The organism is Sphingomonas sp. PL-96, from assembly GCF_020707215.1.
GTDB lineage: Bacteria > Pseudomonadota > Alphaproteobacteria > Sphingomonadales > Sphingomonadaceae > Sphingomonas.
Genome location: NZ_JAJFET010000004.1, coordinates 94,110 through 111,551, shown reverse-complemented (window position 1 = coordinate 111,551; position 17,442 = coordinate 94,110). Strand labels below are relative to the sequence as shown.

The 17,442-nt window shown below is 69.7% G+C and carries 21 protein-coding genes; 10 read left to right on the top strand and 11 right to left on the bottom strand.

The window, feature by feature from the left end; genetic code table 11:
• Positions 1–15 precede the first annotated feature (15 nt).
• The 6 genes from LK533_RS09695 to LK533_RS09670 form a co-directional block, all read right to left on the bottom strand.
• Positions 16–261, bottom strand: a complete 246-nt coding sequence (locus LK533_RS09695) for an acyl carrier protein (protein WP_229362588.1) — start codon at positions 259–261, stop codon at positions 16–18.
• 71 nt (positions 262–332) lie between these two features.
• Positions 333–1,238 (bottom strand): SDR family oxidoreductase, encoded by a 906-nt coding sequence (locus tag LK533_RS09690; RefSeq protein ID WP_229362587.1) that lies wholly within the window; start codon positions 1,236–1,238, stop codon positions 333–335.
• Positions 1,235–2,353 (bottom strand): glutamate 5-kinase, encoded by a 1,119-nt coding sequence (gene proB / locus LK533_RS09685; RefSeq protein WP_229362586.1) that lies wholly within the window; start codon positions 2,351–2,353, stop codon positions 1,235–1,237. The genes LK533_RS09690 and proB overlap by 4 nt, the downstream gene beginning before the upstream one ends.
• Positions 2,350–2,814, bottom strand: coding sequence for a DUF4431 domain-containing protein (locus LK533_RS09680; protein WP_229362585.1), 465 nt, complete (start codon positions 2,812–2,814; stop codon positions 2,350–2,352). Before LK533_RS09680 ends, proB begins: the two co-directional genes overlap by 4 nt.
• Positions 2,799–3,845 carry a GTPase ObgE gene (gene obgE, locus LK533_RS09675; RefSeq protein ID WP_229362584.1) on the bottom strand — a complete coding sequence of 349 codons (1,047 nt, stop codon included), beginning with the start codon at positions 3,843–3,845 and terminating at the stop codon, positions 2,799–2,801. The genes LK533_RS09680 and obgE overlap by 16 nt, the downstream gene beginning before the upstream one ends.
• Positions 3,846–3,874: 29 nt before the next feature.
• Entirely contained in the window at positions 3,875–4,468 is a 594-nt protein-coding gene (locus tag LK533_RS09670; RefSeq protein ID WP_229362583.1) for a TetR/AcrR family transcriptional regulator, read from the bottom strand.
• A 43-nt stretch (positions 4,469–4,511) separates the two neighbouring features.
• Here LK533_RS09670 and LK533_RS09665 point away from each other — a divergent pair, with 43 nt between their 5' ends.
• The 5 genes from LK533_RS09665 (at position 4,512) to LK533_RS09645 (ending at position 8,720) form a co-directional block, all read left to right on the top strand.
• A complete protein-coding gene (locus LK533_RS09665) occupies positions 4,512–5,360 on the top strand; it encodes a metal-dependent hydrolase (RefSeq protein WP_229362582.1) in 849 nt (282 codons plus the stop codon).
• Between the two features lie 213 nt (positions 5,361–5,573).
• On the top strand, positions 5,574–5,771 hold the full coding sequence (locus LK533_RS09660) for a hypothetical protein (protein WP_125958993.1): 198 nt from the start codon (positions 5,574–5,576) through the stop codon (positions 5,769–5,771).
• Positions 5,772–5,780: 9 nt separating this feature from the next.
• Complete coding sequence (recO, locus tag LK533_RS09655; protein ID WP_229362581.1) at positions 5,781–6,512, top strand: DNA repair protein RecO; 732 nt, start codon at positions 5,781–5,783, stop codon at positions 6,510–6,512.
• 46 nt (positions 6,513–6,558) lie between these two features.
• Complete coding sequence (gene leuB / locus LK533_RS09650) at positions 6,559–7,605, top strand: 3-isopropylmalate dehydrogenase (RefSeq protein WP_229362580.1); 1,047 nt, start codon at positions 6,559–6,561, stop codon at positions 7,603–7,605.
• On the top strand, positions 7,602–8,720 hold the full coding sequence (locus LK533_RS09645; RefSeq protein WP_229362579.1) for a glycosyltransferase family 2 protein: 1,119 nt from the start codon (positions 7,602–7,604) through the stop codon (positions 8,718–8,720). The genes leuB and LK533_RS09645 overlap by 4 nt, the downstream gene beginning before the upstream one ends.
• Before the next feature lie 3 nt (positions 8,721–8,723).
• On the opposite strand, the gene LK533_RS09640 is transcribed toward LK533_RS09645, so the two are convergent.
• Positions 8,724–9,968 (bottom strand): phospholipid carrier-dependent glycosyltransferase, encoded by a 1,245-nt coding sequence (locus tag LK533_RS09640; RefSeq protein WP_229362578.1) that lies wholly within the window; start codon positions 9,966–9,968, stop codon positions 8,724–8,726.
• 110 nt (positions 9,969–10,078) lie between these two features.
• On the opposite strand from LK533_RS09640, the gene LK533_RS09635 reads away from it, so the two are divergent.
• The 3 genes from LK533_RS09635 to LK533_RS09625 are packed head-to-tail and all read left to right on the top strand — an operon-like array spanning position 10,079 to position 12,470.
• Positions 10,079–11,287 carry a trans-sulfuration enzyme family protein gene (locus LK533_RS09635; RefSeq protein WP_229362577.1) on the top strand — a complete coding sequence of 403 codons (1,209 nt, stop codon included), beginning with the start codon at positions 10,079–10,081 and terminating at the stop codon, positions 11,285–11,287.
• The gene (gene apaG, locus LK533_RS09630; protein WP_229362576.1) at positions 11,284–11,682 is read left to right on the top strand and encodes a Co2+/Mg2+ efflux protein ApaG; all 399 of its coding nucleotides are present in this window, start codon (positions 11,284–11,286) and stop codon (positions 11,680–11,682) included. Before LK533_RS09635 ends, apaG begins: the two co-directional genes overlap by 4 nt.
• A complete protein-coding gene (locus tag LK533_RS09625; RefSeq protein ID WP_229362575.1) occupies positions 11,679–12,470 on the top strand; it encodes a LysR family transcriptional regulator in 792 nt (263 codons plus the stop codon). The genes apaG and LK533_RS09625 overlap by 4 nt, the downstream gene beginning before the upstream one ends.
• A gap of 57 nt (positions 12,471–12,527) precedes the next feature.
• Here LK533_RS09625 and LK533_RS09620 read toward each other — a convergent pair whose 3' ends face one another.
• On the bottom strand, positions 12,528–13,412 hold the full coding sequence (locus LK533_RS09620; RefSeq protein WP_229362574.1) for an SDR family oxidoreductase: 885 nt from the start codon (positions 13,410–13,412) through the stop codon (positions 12,528–12,530).
• Positions 13,413–13,515: 103 nt separating this feature from the next.
• Here LK533_RS09620 and LK533_RS09615 point away from each other — a divergent pair, with 103 nt between their 5' ends.
• Positions 13,516–14,406, top strand: a complete 891-nt coding sequence (locus tag LK533_RS09615) for a LysR family transcriptional regulator (protein WP_229362573.1) — start codon at positions 13,516–13,518, stop codon at positions 14,404–14,406.
• 46 nt (positions 14,407–14,452) lie between these two features.
• On the opposite strand, the gene LK533_RS09610 is transcribed toward LK533_RS09615, so the two are convergent.
• From LK533_RS09610 to rplU, 3 genes are all read right to left on the bottom strand, one after another.
• Positions 14,453–15,013: a GNAT family N-acetyltransferase gene (locus LK533_RS09610; RefSeq protein WP_229362572.1), complete on the bottom strand. Its 561-nt coding sequence runs from the start codon at positions 15,011–15,013 to the stop codon at positions 14,453–14,455.
• Positions 15,014–15,188: 175 nt separating this feature from the next.
• On the bottom strand, positions 15,189–15,458 hold the full coding sequence (gene rpmA, locus LK533_RS09605) for a 50S ribosomal protein L27 (RefSeq protein WP_129341913.1): 270 nt from the start codon (positions 15,456–15,458) through the stop codon (positions 15,189–15,191).
• Between the two features lie 24 nt (positions 15,459–15,482).
• Positions 15,483–15,809, bottom strand: coding sequence for a 50S ribosomal protein L21 (gene rplU, locus LK533_RS09600; RefSeq protein WP_125958982.1), 327 nt, complete (start codon positions 15,807–15,809; stop codon positions 15,483–15,485).
• Between the two features lie 254 nt (positions 15,810–16,063).
• Between rplU and LK533_RS09595 the strand changes: the two genes are divergently transcribed.
• On the top strand, positions 16,064–17,374 hold the full coding sequence (locus LK533_RS09595) for a GNVR domain-containing protein (protein WP_229362571.1): 1,311 nt from the start codon (positions 16,064–16,066) through the stop codon (positions 17,372–17,374).
• The last annotated feature ends 68 nt before the right edge of the window (positions 17,375–17,442 follow it).

The following is a 17,442-nucleotide window of genomic DNA, read 5'->3' as shown; positions in this document are numbered from 1 at the left end:
TCCGCCCGGACGGCGTTAGTCCTGCTTGAGCTTGGCGACGGCGTCGGTGAGCTGGCCGACGGTCTCGATTTCCGCCTGCATGTTCATGGTGATGAGGATGTCGAACTCGTCCTCTACGGCCGCCACAAAGTCCATCACGGTCAGGCTGTCCCATTCGAGGTCGCCGGCGAAGGTGGTGGTCTCGCTCAGCGCCACGCCCTTCTTGTTGAACGGCTCAATCAGGCGGGAGACGGTGTCGAAGATGGCGGCGCGATCGCTCACAGGGGGCGTCCTTTGCAGATGGGGCGGTTCCTAGGCTGCGTGGCGCAGAAATCCGGCACGATTTTGGCGCTCTATAGCAGCCGGTGCTCGCGATACCACGCCGCGGTTTGGGCAAGGCCGTCGGCCGTCGCGATCCGGGGGCGCCACAGCGCTTCGGGCGGACGGGCATCGGGGGACGAAGTCCAGTCGGGATGCGCCATATAGGCGGCACGATCGGGGGTGAGCTTTGCCTTGTCGCCGCGCGCCAGCCGGTCGAGCCGGGCGCCCAGCCGCAGCACGCCGGCAGGAAGCGACAGCGGCAACACGCGGCGGCCGATGGCGGTCCCGATCGCGCGGGCAAAGCCGGTGTGGGTCCAGGCGCCGGGCGTGCCGTCGTCCGGTTCGTAGATCGCGCGGCCGGTGTCCTGCCGGGCCAGCGCCAGCAGCAGCCGGGCGAGGTCGTCGACATGGATCAGCGACAGCCGCCCGGCCGGCGGCATCGGCAGCACGCCGAAGCGCGCGGCGCGGAACAGCTCCAGCATCTCCAGGTCGCCGGGGCCGTAGACGGCGGGCGGGCGCACCATCGTCCAGGCGAGCGGGGAGGCGCGCACCGCATCCTCGGCCCCCGCCTTGGAGCGGCCATATTGCGACAGGCCCGGCTCGCGCGCGGCGAGCGAGGAGACGTGGACGAAGCGTTGGACACCGGCGGCTTCTGCGGCAGCGAGCACCGCACGGGTGCCGTCGATGTTGCCGCGGGTGAAGCCCTCCGGCGTCGGCGCGTTCACCACCCCGGCGATGTGGACCACCGCATCGGCGCTGCGCACCAGTTCGGCAAGCGCGTCGGGTGTGTCGAGCGCGCCCAGGACCCAGGCGACACCCGCCTGCGCCGGCTGCGGCCGGCGGGTGAGGGCGCGCACGCTGTGCCCCGCCTCCAGCGCCAGCGCGAGGGTGCGGCCGCCGACGAAGCCGGTGGCGCCGGTGATCGCGAGCACGCTCATGCCACGACCATGTGGTTGCGGTGCACCAGTGCGGCGCGCGGTGCGTGGCCGAGGATCGCGTCGAGCTCGTCGCTGCGGCGACCGACGATGCGCACCGCCTCCTCCGCATCATATTCGCTCAAGCCCCGCGCGACCGGCTGACCGGCCTCGTCCAGGATCATCACCAGGTCGCCGCGCGCGAACCGCCCCTCGACGCGGGTGGCGCCGGCCGGCAGCAGGCTGCGCCCGTCCTGCAGCGCGCGCGCCGCGCCAGCGTCGATGTGGATGGTCCCGCACGCGACGAGGCGCCCCTGCAGCCACGCCTTGCGCGCCGGCTGGGCAGGCCGGGCGACGAACACGGTGCCGCGCCCGGTGTCGGCGAAGCGGGAGAGGGGGCGATCGACGCGGCCCGAGGCGATGGCGAGATGCGCGCCCGCCGCGGTGGCGATCTTCGCCGCCTGCACCTTGGACACCATCCCGCCCGATCCCATGCCGGAGGCGGAGCGGGTGTCGGCCATCGCCTCCACCGCCGCGTCGATGTGCTCGACGCGTTCGATGAAGCGGGCGTCGGGATCATGTGTAGGGTTGCGGTCGTAGAGCCCGTCGATGTCGGAGAGTAGCACCACCCCGTCGGCTCCCGCCGCCTGGCCGACGCGTGCGGCGAGCCGGTCGTTGTCGCCGAAGCGGATTTCTTCCGTGGCGACGCTGTCGTTCTCGTTCACCACCGGCACAACGCCCAGCGTCAGCAGCCGGCCAAGCGTGGCGGCGACGTTCAGGTAGCGGCGGCGCTGCTCCAGATCGTCAAGCGTCACCAGCAGCTGCGCGGCGGTGAGGCCCCGGTCGGCGAGCAGTTCGGCCCAGGCGCTCGACAGCGCGATCTGCCCCGTGGCGGCGGCGGCCTGCGCATCCTCCAGGCTGGCACGGCCGCCCTTGGGCAGCCCCAGCCGGCGGGCGCCCAGCGCGATCGCGCCGGACGACACCACGATCACCTGCTGGCCGGCGGCGTGGCGCTCGGCGATGTCCGCGACGAGGCCGCGCAACCAGTCGCGCCGGATCGCGCCGCCGGCGTCCACCAGCAGCGCGGACCCGACCTTGACCACCAGACGCGGGCAGGCGGCGGGGGCAAACAGCGTCATCGGTTCAGGTGCAGCCGATCGACCAGCACCACCAGCGGCAGGTGATGGTGGCCGGTATGCGCCGCAAAGCCTTCCCCGCTCAGCGTCACGCGAGTGCCGATCGCGCGGCGCAGGCGCTGCCGCACGCGCGGATCGCTTGCGGCAACCTGCACCGCCGTGAAGCGCTCATCCGGGTCGGCGAAGTCGCCGCCGTCGTCGATGCACGCAGGGGCAGGCAAAGTGAGCACGAATGTCCGCTCGGGCGCGTCGCCCTGGGCCACATCCTCGTATCCCGGGGGGCCAGGGAAGACCTGCTGTGACAGCATGCCGCTCAGCTGCACCGGGTCCGCATCGGCCACGCTCACACAGCCCTGCGCGGTCGTCTTGCCGAGCAGCTGCGCTTCGGCGGGTGCGCCGACGAGCAGTGCGGTTGCAGCAAGCGCCCAGCCGACGCCGCTCCCCCGGATCAGATCGGCGACCATTCGATCGGATCCTCGCCGTCGTCACTGTCGTCGACCTGCGGGTTTTCCGGGTCCATCAGCTCGATCAGCTGGTCGAGCACCCAGTCGACGCCGACGCCGCTGGCACCCGACATCGGGATCACCGGCGCGCCGCTCGCCTCTTCCAGCTCGGCCGACAGCGCTGCGATCAGTTCGTCGTCCAGCGTGTCGATCTTGTTGAGAACGACGATCACGCGCTTGTCGATGAGCCCGGCGCCATAGTTCTCCAGCTCATCGCGCACAATGCGATAGCTTTCGGCCACGTCCGCATCATTGGCGTCGACCAGGTGCAGCAGCACGCGGCAGCGCTCGATATGCCCCAGGAAGCGATCGCCGATGCCCGCCCCTTCGGCCGCACCCTCGATCAGGCCGGGGATGTCGGCGATCACGAACTCGCGCATCTTGTGGCTGACCACGCCCAGCTGCGGGCGGGTGGTGGTAAAGGCATAGGCGCCGACCTTGGCCTGGGCATTGGTCACGGCGTTGATGAAGGTCGACTTGCCCGCATTGGGCAGGCCCACCAGGCCGACGTCGGCGAGCAGCTTCAGGCGCAGCCACACCCACGCCTCGGCACCCGGCCAGCCGGTGCCGTGCTGGCGCGGCGCGCGGTTGGTCGAGGTCTTGTAGCTGGCGTTGCCGCGGCCACCGTCACCACCGCGCAGGAACACCTCGCGCTGGCCGGCGCGGGTGAAGTCGAGCAGCACGGTTTCCCTGTCCTCGGCAAGGACCTGGGTTCCCACCGGCACCTGGATGACCAGATCGTCGCCGCCGCCGCCGGTCTTGTTCGAGCCCGAACCGCCCTTGCCGCGCGGGGCCCGGAAATGCTGGGTGTAGCGGAAGTCGATCAGGGTGTTGAGGCCGGGAACGGCTTCGAACACGATGTCGCCGCCCTTGCCGCCGTCGCCGCCGTCAGGGCCGCCATACTCGATGTATTTTTCGCGGCGGAAGCCGACGGCACCCGGGCCGCCGGTTCCGGAGCGGACAAAAATCTTGGCTTGGTCGAGAAAATGCATGGAAGCCGCTTTACGTGCGCGCGGGGCTTTTATCCACCGCCCTCGTGCAGGTCGCCATAGGAGGACAGCAGCCGCTGCCGCGCGAGCGCGCGGGCACGGTCGCGCGGCAGGCCGAGCGCCTTCGCCATGGCGCCGCCAAGCAGCGCGTCGCCGAGCGCGATCAGGACGAGGTGCAGCGTCTCGTCGGCGAGCGGCAGGTCGCTGAGGCCGGAGTCGGTCGCGAGTTCGTCGACCAGCCGGTGAATGGCGTCCAGCACCGGATCGAGCAGCTGGTGGTTGCCGGACAGGATCATCCAGCTGGCGAGCGCGCCCGCACCCTGGCGGTCGAACGCGTCGAAAGTGAGGTCCACCACTTCGCTCGGGTCGCCCTTGCTCCGCGCCCGCAGCGCCGCGGCGCCGATCTCCGCGGTGATGGTCGCGGCCATGCGTTCGGCCAGCGCCTCCTGCAGCCCGGCGGCCGAGCCGAAATGGTGGAGCAGATTGGCATGGGTGCGGCCGACCCGTGCGGCGACCGCCTTCAGCGTCACGCTCTGCGGGCCACTTTCGACCAGCAGCGCGCGGGCGGCGTCGAGCGCGGCGTCGCGGGACTCTGCCGAAGACAGGCGCCGGCGCGTTATTGACATGAATGTAAGTAGTTCATAGCTCCAGAATGACTGGAGGAATTTCATGGCGAAGGCAAAGACTCCCGCGGACCTCACGATCACCCCGCGCGACCTGCGCTTCGGGCGCGGGCAGGCGCGGCGGCGCTGGTGGCTGAACGACGATCCCATCGGGACCGCGCTGTTCAACGCGCTGTCGGTCACCTTTCCCAAGGGCGAGGCGTTCTTCATCGAAAGCGTGCGACGCTTCCGCGAGGGCGTGTCGCCGCGGCTGGCTGAGGAGATCGCCGCGTTTGTCCGGCAGGAGGCGATCCACACCCGCGAGCATGTCGCCTTCAACCGCCACGTCGCCGAACAGGGCTATGACGTGTCGCGGCTGGAAGCACGCGTGGACGAGGAGCTGGCGATCGCCCGCGCGCGCCGGCCGATCGTCTCGCTGGCCGCGACCCTGTGCCTGGAGCATTTCACCGCCATCCTGGCACACGCGATCCTGGCCGATCCGCGCCATCTGGCAGGCGGCGACCAGAGCGCTGCGGACCTGTGGCGCTGGCACGCCATTGAGGAGATCGAGCACAAGGGTGTCGCCTATGACGTGTGGATGCACGCCACTCGCGACTGGAGCCGCTGGCGGCGCTGGGTGGTGAAGGCGCATGCGATGCTGATCGTCACCGCCCGCTTCCTGAGCGGCCGAACCCGCGGCATCCTCGACCTCCTGGAGCAGGACGGGCTGAAGGGCGCGGGCGTGCAGTGGCGGCTGTTCCGCTATGCGTTCGGCCGCCCCGGCGTCGCGCGCAGTCTGGTGCGGCCGTGGATCGCCTTCTTCCTGCCCGGCTTCCACCCCTGGAACCACGACGACCGCTCGCTGATCAACAAGGCCGACAGCGAGTTCGCGGCCGCCCGGCTGGCGGTGGCGTAGGGGCGCACGCCCGCGCACGTCGCCTCCACCTCCAACCCCGTTTGTCTCGAGTAGGGATCGAGCTTGTCGAGAGCCCGTATCGAGAGAGCCACCGCAACCGCCTCTCGATACGCCGTCTCGACAAGCTCGACGGCTACTCGAGGCAAACGGGTGGGGAGGGGGCCTCACGCACGCGCACTGGAACCCCGCCGCCCGATGCGGCATGGCAGGCCCATGCGCACCATCTCGCACGATGTCGCCGTCCGGCTCTATCACCTCGATGACGAGGGCGGCGTGGCCACCACCATCCTCTACGGCACGCTGGCTGAGGCGCTGGCGCGCGCGGCGGCGGAGCCGGAGGAGGTCCAGGCCGGGCTCTATCTCCAGACCAGCAACGACGTGGTGTCGTACCTGGATTACTGCGAGGGCTGAGGCGCGCCCATGCACCTGATCGCCGAGGCCATCCTGCTGTCCGTGCGCGGGCATGGCGAGCATGGCGCGGTGGTGCGGGCGCTGACCGAACGCGCCGGCGTGCAGCCGGGCTATGTCCGCGGCGGACGCTCGCGGGCGCTGCGGCCGCTGCTCCAGCCGGCAAACCTGGTGCGCGGCGAATGGCGCGCGCGCACCGACGAGCAGCTGGCGGCGCTGACGGTCGAGCTGGTGCACAGCCGCGCGCCGTTGTTCGCCGAGCCGCTGGCGGCCGCCGCGATCGAATGGGCGTGCGCGCTCACCGCCACCGCCTTGCCGGACGGCCTGCCCTATCCGCGGCTGCACGCGGCGCTCTCGGCGGTGCTCGACGCGGTAGAGGCGGCGCCGGCGGCGCGCGGCTGGACGGCGGCGCTCGCCCGCTATGAGTTGCTCCTGCTTGCCGAGCTCGGCTTCGGCCTCGATCTGGAGCGCTGCGTCGCCACCGGCACGGACGAGGACCTGGCCTTTGTCAGCCCCAAGAGCGGCGGCGCCGTCAGCCGGGCGGCGGCGGCGGGCTACGAAAATCGGCTGCTGCCGCTTCCCGTCTTCCTGCGTGAGGGGGGCGCCGCCGACTGGGCCGAATTGTTCGACGCGCTGCGGCTGACCGGGCACTTCCTGGAGCGCGACGTGCTGGTCGGACGCGGGGCGGAGTCGCTGGCTGCGCGGCAGCGGCTGGTCGAGCGACTCAAAAGGGCGGTTGCGTGAGCGCAGCCGCCGGGGCAATTCGCGGACGCCAAGCGAAGGGAATGGAATGTCGCTGATCGCCTTGTTGCCCGGAGACGGGATCGGACCGGAAGTTATCGCGCAGGCACGCCGCGTGCTCGACGCGCTGTCGCTCGACCTAGTGTTCGAGGAAGCGCCGGTCGGCGGTGCCGCCTATCTGGAGGAGGGCCACCCGCTGCCCGCCGCCACGCTGGCGCTCGCCAAGCGTGCCGATGCGGTGCTGTTCGGGGCGGTCGGCGATCCGCGCTTCGACGCGGTCGAGCGTGCGTTCCGGCCCGAGCAGGCGATTCTCGGCCTGCGCCGCGAGCTGGGGCTGTTCGCCAACCTGCGCCCTGCCAAGCTGTTCCCCGGCCTGGAGGATGCCTCCGCGCTCAAGCCCGAGGTCGCGGGCGCGATCGACATGGTGATCGTGCGCGAGCTGAACGGCGACGTCTATTTCGGGGAGAAGGGCCGGCGCACGACGCTGGACGGCCTTCGCCAGGGTTTCGACGTGATGAGCTACAACGAGCGCGAGGTGGAGCGCATCGCCCGCGTTGGTTTCGAGACCGCCCGAGTGCGCCGGAAGCGCCTGTGCTCGGTCGACAAGGCGAACGTGCTGGAGACCAGCCAGCTGTGGCGCGACGTGGTGAACAGCATCGCCAGCGAATATTCCGACGTGCACCTCACCCACATGTACGTCGACAACGCCGCGATGCAGCTGGTGCGCAACCCCGGCCAGTTCGACGTGATCGTCACCGGCAACCTGTTCGGCGACATCCTTTCCGACCAGGCGAGCATGTGCGCCGGCTCGATCGGCATGCTGCCTTCGGCCGCGCTTGATACCGGCAAGAAGGGCCTGTTCGAGCCGATCCACGGCTCGGCACCGGACATCGCCGGCCAAGGCAAGGCCAATCCGTGCGCGACCATCCTGTCGGCCGCGATGATGCTGCGCTACTCGCTCGACAACGAAGCGGCCGCACAGCGCATCGAGCGCGCGGTCGAGGGTGCGCTGACGGCCGGCGTGCGTACGCCCGACCTGGGCGGCACCGCCACCACCACCGAAATGGCCGACGCGATCCTGGCCCGGCTCGCGTGAACCCGGCGCTCGCGCTCGCGGTCGTCGTCCCGGTCTTCAACGAGCGCGCCAATGTGGCGCTGCTCGTCGAGAAGCTGGCGGCGGCGCTCGCGGGCCGGGCGTGGGAAGTGATCTTCGTCGACGACGACAGCCCCGATGGCACGGCGGAGGTCGCGCGCGCGCTGGCCGCGGTCGACTCGCGGGTGCGCGTGATCCAGCGCATCGGCCGGCGCGGGCTGTCGACCGCGTGCATCGAGGGGATGTGCGCGACCGCCGCCCCCATGGTGGCAGTGATCGACGGCGACCTGCAGCATGACGAGACGCTGTTGCCGCGCATGCTGGACGCGCTGGAAGCCGATCCCGCGCTCGACCTGGTGATCGGATCGCGCTTTGTCGAAGGGGGCGGCACCGGCGAATGGGACGCCGACCGCGTCGCCAAGTCGGCGCTCGCGACCCGGCTGTCGCGCCGGTTGCTCGAGGCCGATCTGTCCGACCCGATGAGCGGCTTCTTCATGATCCGCACGCCCTTGCTGCGTCAGCTGGTGCCGGCGCTGTCGGGGATCGGCTTCAAGATCCTGCTCGACATCGTGACGGCGAGCCCGCGACCGCTTCGTTTCATGGAGCTGCCTTATGTGTTCCGCACGCGGGCGGCGGGGGAGAGCAAGCTCGACCATGTCGTGGCGCTCGAATATCTGATCGCCCTCTACGACCGGATGTTCGGCCGGGTCGTGCCGGTGCGGTTCGTGCTGTTCTCCGCGATCGGCACGGCCGGGGCGGCGGTGCACCTGTGCGTGCTGGCGCTGCTGCTGGAGGTGGGGGCCGTGGGATTCGTCGCCGCCACAATCCTCGCGACGCTTGCGGCGATGACGTTCAACTTCTTCCTCAACAACGCGCTCACCTATCGCGACCGCCGGCTGAAGGGCGCGCGGGCGCTGCTCGACGGCTGGGTGTCCTTCTGCCTGGTGTGCTCGGTAGGGGCGGTCGCCAACGTGGGTGTCGCGGCGTTCCTCTATGACGTGCGCGGGGGCGCCTGGGCAGTGCCGGCGCTGGCCGGGGTGCTGGTGGGCGCGGTGTGGAATTTCGCGCTGTCGGGCCGCTTCACCTGGGGACGGTACGGCCGCAAGCTGGTGGCGTGAGGGCTAGCGCCAGCTGTCGAACCACATCCAGCGGTTGAACGCGCCCGGCCCGTCCAATGGCGCGGCGCTGATGATCGGCCAGAAGTGGAAAAAGGCGAACAGCGCGGCGAACAGGAAGGCTTCGTCTCCATAGCGACGCCGCGTCTGCGGAAAGGCGTGGAACGCCGCCGGGATCGCCACGCACAGGAAAATCCCCGACAGATGGTAATAATAGAAGAAGCCGAGCGACTTGGGGATCGCCGCCCAGATCGCCAGCGACGCTACCCATAGCAGCCCCGCGCCACTGACCGCGGCCGAGCGGCGGCGCACCCCCGCCCACAGGCAGGCCGCGACTGCGACCAACCCGCCCCACCAGATCACCGGGTTGCCGAGCAGCAACACCCCGCGCTGCGCCCCTTGGTCTGGCTCGTAGAAATACCAGATCGGGCGGATCATCAGCGGCCAGCTCCACCAATCCGACTGATAGGGATGGGGGGGAAGCACCTGGGTCTGGCGTTCGTACATGAAGCGCTGGAACGGGATCAGCCCTTTCACGGTCATCGGATCGAGCCGGTAGAAGAACGCCGGCAGGAAGGTCAGGAAGTAGGTGGCGATGCTGGCGAGGCCGAGCAGCAGCACCGCCGGGATGGCGCCGACGCCGGGGAAATGCCGCGCCGGATCGCGCCATTTCGCCCAAAGGATCAGCAGGCAGGCAAAGGCGACATAGGGCGCCGCCACCCATTTGGTGCCGACCGCCAGCCCGAACAGCACCGCCGACAGCAGCAGCCGCGGCCAGGCGCGGCCCGGCGGCGCGCGCATCGCCCACAGCAGCGCCGCGATCGCGCAAGTGACGAAGGCGCCCAGAAACCCGTCCAGCATCGCGATGCGCGCCTGGATATAGACGGTCTGGTTGAGCAGCACGAAGGCCGCGCCCAGCACCGCCGTGCGCGTGCGCCCGAACAACAGCCACAGGATCGCGAACACGCCGAGCACGGTCGCCGTTCCCGCCAACGTCGAGAGCGCTCGCCAGCCGATCGCATTGTCGCCGAACAGATGGATGCCGAGCCCGATCAACTCCTTGGCGACCAGCGGATGCTCGGTGTTGGCCGGCTGGGTCAGCGCCCACAGGGTGCGCGCGGCCGGGACATAATGGACCTCGTCGAACATCAGCTTCGACGGCGTGCCGAGCCGATAGCAGAACAGCAGCTCCGCAGCCGCGCCGATCAGCAGGGCCAGGGTCCAGGGTCGGTCGCGCAGGCGAGAGAGCATGGCGCTGCTACTAAGTGGGAAACGGCAATGGCGGAAGTCGTCCCGCGGCGCGGCGGCGGCGCGCTGGCAGGTGCTTGCGTGGCCGGCCGCATGGGAGCAAAGCGAGCGACATGAAGCGTACTACCGGACAAGACCGCTCGATCACGCGCAACTGGCGCCCTGCAACCCAGGCCGTTCGTGGCGGCACCGCCCGCAGCGAATTCGGGGAGACGTCCGAGGCGTTGTTCCTCACTTCGGGCTATTGCTACGACAAGGCAGGCGATGCCGCTGCGCGTTTCGCCGGCGAGCAGGAGGGGATGACCTATTCCCGCCTGCAGAATCCGACCGTCGCGATGCTGGAGGAACGGATCGCGCTCCTGGAAGGCGCCGAGGCGTGCCGCACCATGGCATCGGGCATGGCCGCGATGACCGCGGCGCTGCTGTGCCAGCTGGAGCAGGGAGACCATGTCGTGGCCGGCCGGGCGCTGTTCGGGTCGTGCCGCTGGCTGACGGACACGCTGCTGCCCAAGTTCGGCATCGAGACGACGGTGGTGGATGCCCGCGACGCGCAGCAGTTCGCCGACGCGGCGCGCCCGAACACCAAGGTGTTCTTCTTCGAAACGCCGTCGAACCCGACGATGGACGTGGTCGACCTCCAAGCGGTGTGCGGCATCGCGCGCGAACGCGGCATCGTCTCGGTCGTCGACAATGCCTTCGCGACGCCCGCGCTGCAGCGGCCGATGGAGTTCGGCGCCGATGTGGTCGCCTATTCCGCGACCAAGATGATGGACGGGCAGGGCCGCGTGCTCGCCGGCGCCGTCACTGGCAGCAACGCCTTCGTCAACGACGTGCTGCTGCCCTTCACCCGCAACACCGGCCCGACGCTGTCGGCGTTCAACGCCTGGGTGGTATTGAAGGGCCTGGAGACGCTCGACCTGCGTATCCGCCGCCAGAGCGAAAGCGCGCTTGCAGTCGGCCGCTTCCTGGAACAGCGCGTTCCCACGATCAACCATCCCGGCCTGCCGAGCCATCCGCAGCATGCGCTGGCGATGGCGCAGATGGATGCGGCCGGTCCGATCTTCTCGTTCGAGGTCGATGGCGGGCGCACTCAGGCGCACGCGCTGCTCGATGCACTGGCCCTCATCGACATCAGCAACAACATCGGCGACTCCCGCTCGCTGATGACGCACCCGGCTTCCACCACCCATGCGAGCGTCGCCGAGGACAAGCGCGTCGAGATGGGCATCGGCGAGGGGCTGCTGCGCCTCAACGTCGGCCTGGAAGATCCGCAGGATCTGATCGAGGACCTCGACCAGGCCCTTACCGCGGCGGGGCTGTGAAGGCGCTGTTCCCCTATGGTACCGAAACGCGCGGGGTGACCGTGCGCGTTTCGGTCAGCTATCTGGCGGAACAGTCGGAGCCGGCGCAGGCGCGCTGGTTCTGGGCCTATCACATCCGCATCGAGAATGGCGGCGACCGTGCGGTGCAGCTGCTCACCCGCCACTGGATCATCACCGATGGCCGCGGCGAGCGCCACACGGTGGAGGGGGAGGGCGTCGTTGGCGAACAGCCGCTGATCCTGCCGGGCGCCAGCTATGACTATGTGTCGGGCTGCCCGCTTTCCACTCCCACCGGATCGATGCAGGGCAGTTATCACATGCTCGACACCGACGGCGCCGCGTTCGACGTGGCGATCCCCAAGTTCGCGCTGACAGCACCGGCGGTCGGCGCGTGAAGCGGACGCACTTGCCGCTCAATGGCCTGCGCGTGCTCGATGCCGCTGCGCGCCACCTGTCCTTCACCCGCGCCGCCGACGAGCTCGCCGTGACTCCGGCCGCGGTCGGACAGCAGGTCCGCGCGCTGGAGGACACGCTGGGCGTGGTGCTGTTCCGCCGCACCACCAAGGGGCTGGAGCTGACCCCGGAGGGCGAGGCTGGCCTGTCCGCCCTGCGCGACGGCTTCCTCCAGTTCGAGGAAGCGGTGCGCGCGATGCAGGCCGGCCAGTCGTCCAAGTCGCTGACCATCGCCGCACCCCGCGATCTGACGCAGAAGTGGCTGCTGCCCAAGCTCGCCGAGATCGCGCGCGCCGATCGCGAGCTGCGCTTCGTGTTGGTCGCGGCCGACGATGCGGTGGAGTTTACTGAGGCGAACCTGGACCTGGCGATTCGCTGGGGCGAGGGGCCGGGCGTGCATGAGGGGGAGGCGCTGGAATCGGACGGGCTGGTGACGGTCGCGGCACCGGGCGGCGGTGCCGATATCGCCATCGGCTGGCCGGGCTGCCCGGGTGAGGATGCGCAGGCGCTGGTGCGAGTGGCAGACGCCGGCCTTGCGATCGATGCCGCGGCGGCTGGAGTGGGCCGTGCGACCGTCCCGGAGTTGCTGGCGCGCGCAGACCTTGCCGCCGGTAGGATCGTGTCGGTTGGCGAGGCGCAGACCGGGCGACAGGGCTATTGGCTGGTCGCGCCCCTGCCGCAATGGCGGCAGAAGAAGGTCAGGGCGCTGGTCGAGGCGTTGGGGGCGTAACCCGGCTGCCGCGGAGCCGCTCCAGCGAAGCGGCTCCGCTTGTCGTGCCAAGCTACGTCAGGCAGCTGCCGAAGCCTCCGGAGCAACCATCGCCTCGGCAAATGCCCGATAGGAGTGGAGCGGCCGCCCGAGCAGGCTGGTAAGGCGCTCCACGTCGCGGGGCGCCGGGATCATGCCGTCGCTGACGTAGCGCTCGGCCATCAGGCGCATCTCATAGGCGGTCCATTTCGGCAGAAAGCGCGCCATGTTCTGCTCGAACCCGCTGGGATCGTCGCCACCATAGACGATCGGGCGGCCCAGCACCTCCGACCAGATGGCGGCGACGTCCGAACCGGTCAGCGTGTCGGGCCCGACGACGTTGATCGTTTCGGTGGGAAGGGGCTCCGGTGCCTCCACGCGGCGGACGAGTTCGATTGCGGCGACCTCTGCGATGTCGCGCGCATCGACCATCGCGATGCCCTTGCCGCCGATCGGCATGGGGTACACGCCATGGTCCAGGATGACGTCCTTGATCATGTGTTCGTTCTCGATGAAGTAGGTCGGCCGCAGGATGGTGGCGCTGAAGCCCATCTGCTCGATCATCCGCTCGGCGCCGGATTTCACCGCGAAGTGCGGCACGTTCACGGCGCGATCGGCGGCAAACACCGACAGGTACACGACCCGGTCAACACCAGCCTCACGCGCGATGTTGAGCGTGATGAGCGCCTGGGTGAACTCGTCCCCCGTCACGGCATTGAGCAGGAACAGCGCCTTGATGCCGGTAAAGGCACTGCGCAGCGCGTCGATGTCGAGCAGGTCACCCTGGGCAATCTCGACCGCGGCGGGGAAGTTGGCCTTTGCGGGATCGCGGGTGAGCACGCGCACCGCGGCGCCGCGCTGCAGCAGCTGGTCGACGACATGGCGGCCGACGCGTCCGGTCGCTCCGATAACAAGAATGGTCATGGTAGGTCTCCTGAACTGTCGTGATCGACACCCCGGAAGTTAGCGATCCACATCTGCACCAATAGACGCTATATCTGGACGGGCCGTCTCGGTGGTGGAACACATGGATCTTCTTGCGCTTGCCGATTTCACGCTCGTCGCCCGGCATGGCGGGTTTGGGCGCGCCTCCCGCGCTGCCGGGCGGCCGAAGGCGACCTTGTCGCGGCGGGTGGCGGAGCTGGAGGCCGCACTGGACCTTCGCCTGTTCGAGCGAGGTGCCCGCGACCTCAAGCTCACCGAGGAGGGACGCGCGCTCTTCGCACGAACCGCCGCGTTGCTCACCGAGCTTGAGGAGACGGCCGGCGCGATCGCGTCAGGTGGCGGAACTCCGCGCGGGCGGCTGCGGATCAGCGCCCCGCTGCTGTTTGCACAGACGGCGATGGGCAAGCTCGCGGCTGGCTTTGCCCGGGATTATCCGGAGGTGCGGCTGGAAGTCACGACCGACGATCGCGCTGTCGACATGATCGAGGAGGGCTTCGACCTGGTGATCCGGATCAATCCGCGACCGGACGAGAGTCTCGTCGGCCGCGCGTTCCTGCACGACCGCCTGGTAATTGTGGCTGCGCCCGATCTGCCCATGGCGTCGGAGAATGGGGAGGTTCCGGTCGTGGTCCGCGGCGGAGCCGATCCGCACGATCACTGGGCGGTACGGACGCAGCACGGATCCTCCAGCTTCGCGGTTGAGCCGATCCTGTCGCTGGCGTCGATGGTGATGGTCCGCGACGCAGTTCGGCTCGGTATCGGCGCCGGACGCCTGCCGCTGTCGCTGGTGAGCCGTGACCTGGCGGCAGGCCGCCTGCGGCACTGGGGCGACGTGGAGGGGCCGGAGATCGGCTTGTGGACCCTCTACCCCAGCCGTCGGCTCCTCAGCGCACGCGTGTCCGCCTTCCTCACCTATCTGAAGAAGGTCTTTCCGACCGGCTCGCCCGAGGAACTGGCTGCTTTCACCGAATAGACGACGCATCGAGGGGGCGGGGCGAGCCGCTGCGGCCCGCCCCGCCTCATGCCGCCAGTGGCGGTGCGTCCGCGATGTCCGGCAGCGTGGGGTGGCCCGCATGCTGGCGCGCATAGTGGATCACCGGCGCCGAGCAGCCCCGCGCGCGCGATTCGCCCAGGCTCTGTTCGCCCGTGGGTCGGAAGCCCAGCTTGCGGAGCACCCGGCCGGAGGCGGGATTGTCGGCAAAATGTCGCGCTGCCACGCCGCGGATCCGCAGCGCACCCGCCATGTCGAGCACGGCGCGCGCCGCCTCGGTCGCATAGCCGCGGCCCCAGGCGTCCGGCGTGATCCAATAGCCGAGCTCGCGCAGGCCATCGTCCATTGCAGTAAGGCCGACGCCGCCGACCAGGTGCACGGCGCCCTCCGCATGCGCAAACACGAGCAGCGACGGGGCGCGGATGTCCTGCGGCGTGCGCAGGAACGACTCGGCGTCACCCAGGGCATAGGGCCAGGGCATGCGACGGGTGTTGCGAACCACCGCTTCATGGCCGGCGGCGCGGGCCAGCTCGGGGGCATCCTCGATCCAGCCGGGCCGCAGCGTCAGGCGTTCGGTACGGGCGAACATGTGCGCTCTCCTCTTGCGCGGGCGCCTACGCCGTCAGGATGACAGCGCCGCGACCGTTTCGGGCAGAGGGAGCAATAAAAAAGGGAGCCGGGGCGGACCCGTCTCCCTTGTTGGCTGGTCCCGCTGGCTGCGGGACCCGGGTCACCCTGGTGGGCAACCCGGTTGGTTGCCCTGTTTATTCGGCAGCAATCGCCGGCATGTCGACCGAGCAGAATTTGCGGCCAAGCTTGCCCTCGCGGAACGACACGCGGCCGTCGACGAGCGCGAACAGGGTGTGATCCTTGCCCATGCCGACGTTGACGCCCGGGTAGAACTTGGTCCCGCGCTGGCGCACGATAATGTTGCCCGCGACCACTTCCTGGCCACCGAACTTCTTCACGCCAAGACGACGGCCTGCCGAGTCGCGACCGTTGCGCGACGAACCGCCTGCTTTCTTATGTGCCATGGTTCAAACTCCTCGTATTCGCGGTCAGGCGGCTGCGCTGTCGTCAGCGCGGCTGTCGCCGATCGCGGTGATCTTCAGAATGGTGTGCTGCTGGCGATGGCCATTCTTGCGGCGATAGTTGTGGCGGCGACGCTTCTTGAAAACGATCACCTTCTCACCCTTCGCCTGGGCGACGATCTCTGCCGAGACCGTAAGGCCCTCGACCGACTTCAGCTCGCTGCCCTCACCGGCGAGCAGAACGTCGCCCAGGGTCACGTTGCTGCCGGCGTCGCCGTCCAGCTTTTCAACGACGATCTTGTCTCCGGCGGCGACGCGATACTGCTTGCCGCCCGTGCGCACGACTGCGAACATGGCCCTCATCACTTCCCAAAAGCATGTGCCCGCGCAGGGAAGCCCAGCGCAGGAGATAGGGCGAGCTAGGCGAGCCGGGCCGCCGTGTCAAGGCGGAACGCCCGGGACGGCTCCACAGAAGGGGGCGGAGCGGCAGCCGGGGGCAGATAGCGCAGCCTCTGGCGAGCCGCAATCTGGGTGCGAATCGGGCGGGCGAATCGGTCGGGAACGGAGGCGCTTGGCGTGGCTGGGGTCCGCGGGAGCGCCTAGCCTGCATGGAGGCAACAACGTGGGGGGTGCGAATGGGCGCAGGCGATCTGGTGGCGGCGGTGCTGGTGCGGTGGCGGCTGGTCCTGCTGGTCGCGGCGGGCATCGTGCTCGCGGTGGCGGGCTGGACGCTGTCGCAGCCGCGGCTCTACCGCGCCTCCGCATCGGTGCTGTTCAACGTCTCCCAGGCCGATCCGTCGAGCATGGCCGGCGATGCACCCCAGAGCAGCAACGCGCTGCTCGCGACTCAGGGTGACGTGCTGCGCAGCGCACTGGTCGCGCGCAAGGTGGCGCGGGAGCTGGCGCCTCCGACCCCCGGCGCGCCCGAGGCCGCGCTCGACCGCGCGGCGGCGACCTTGCGAGCCAAGGTGAGCGTCGACAATGCCAAGGCTAGCAATGTGATGATCGTCAGCGCCGAGGATCGCGATCCGGAGCGCGCGGCGGAAATCGCCAACCGCTTCGCTCGGGCCTATCTGGCGCAGGTGCCGCAGCTGCGGGCGAGCGCGGCGCGTGGCTATTCCGGCTGGCTGGAACGCCGCACCCGCGACGTGCGCCATCGGTTGGAGGCAGCGCAACAGGCGCTGACGCGCTACCAGCAGGAACATGGGTTGGTGGGAGCCAATCGCTTCGATCTGGATGCAGAAGCGCTGCGCACCTTGAACGCGGAGCTTGCCCAGGCAGAGGGGGACGCGGCCGAGGCACAGTCACGTGCCGGGTCGCGCGACGTGCCCGAAGTCACCTCCAGCATTACGGTGCAGCAACTGCGCACCAGCGTGGCCACACAGGCGGCGCGGGTGGCGGAGCTGTCGCGCGCGCTTGGGCCGAATCACCCGGAGATGCAGGCCGCGACTGCGCAGTTGGCGGCACTGCAGGGCCAGCTGTCGGCGGCAATCGGCAGTGCGACCCAATCGGTCAGTGCGGCCAGCGCGGCGTCGCACCGGCGTGAGGCAAGCGTGCGCGCGCGGCTGGCGGCGCGGGAGCGGGCGATGCTGGCAGGCTCCGGCGATCAGAACCGGCTCACCGTGCTCCAGCGCGATGTCGATGCCGCGCAGCAGACCTACGACCAGATGCGCCGCGAGATCGGCCAGCAGTTCGTCCGCAGCCAGGCGAGCCAGGCCAACGCGAGCCTGCTCGACCGTGCCGAACCGCCGCGCCTGCCGTACAAGCCCAACCTGCCGCTGATGCTGGTGCTGGGGTCGGTGCTCGGCCTCGCGACCGGTCTGGCGACGGTCATGGCTCTGGAATTCCTGGAGCCGCGCGTGCGCACCGATCATGGCGTCGAACTCGCCACCGGCGCCCCGGCGATCGCGCTGGGCTGAGTCGGCGGGGGCGGGCGCAGCGGACCCGGCGGATGAGCGAAATGGGTGGACGGCAGCTGGCGTCCAAT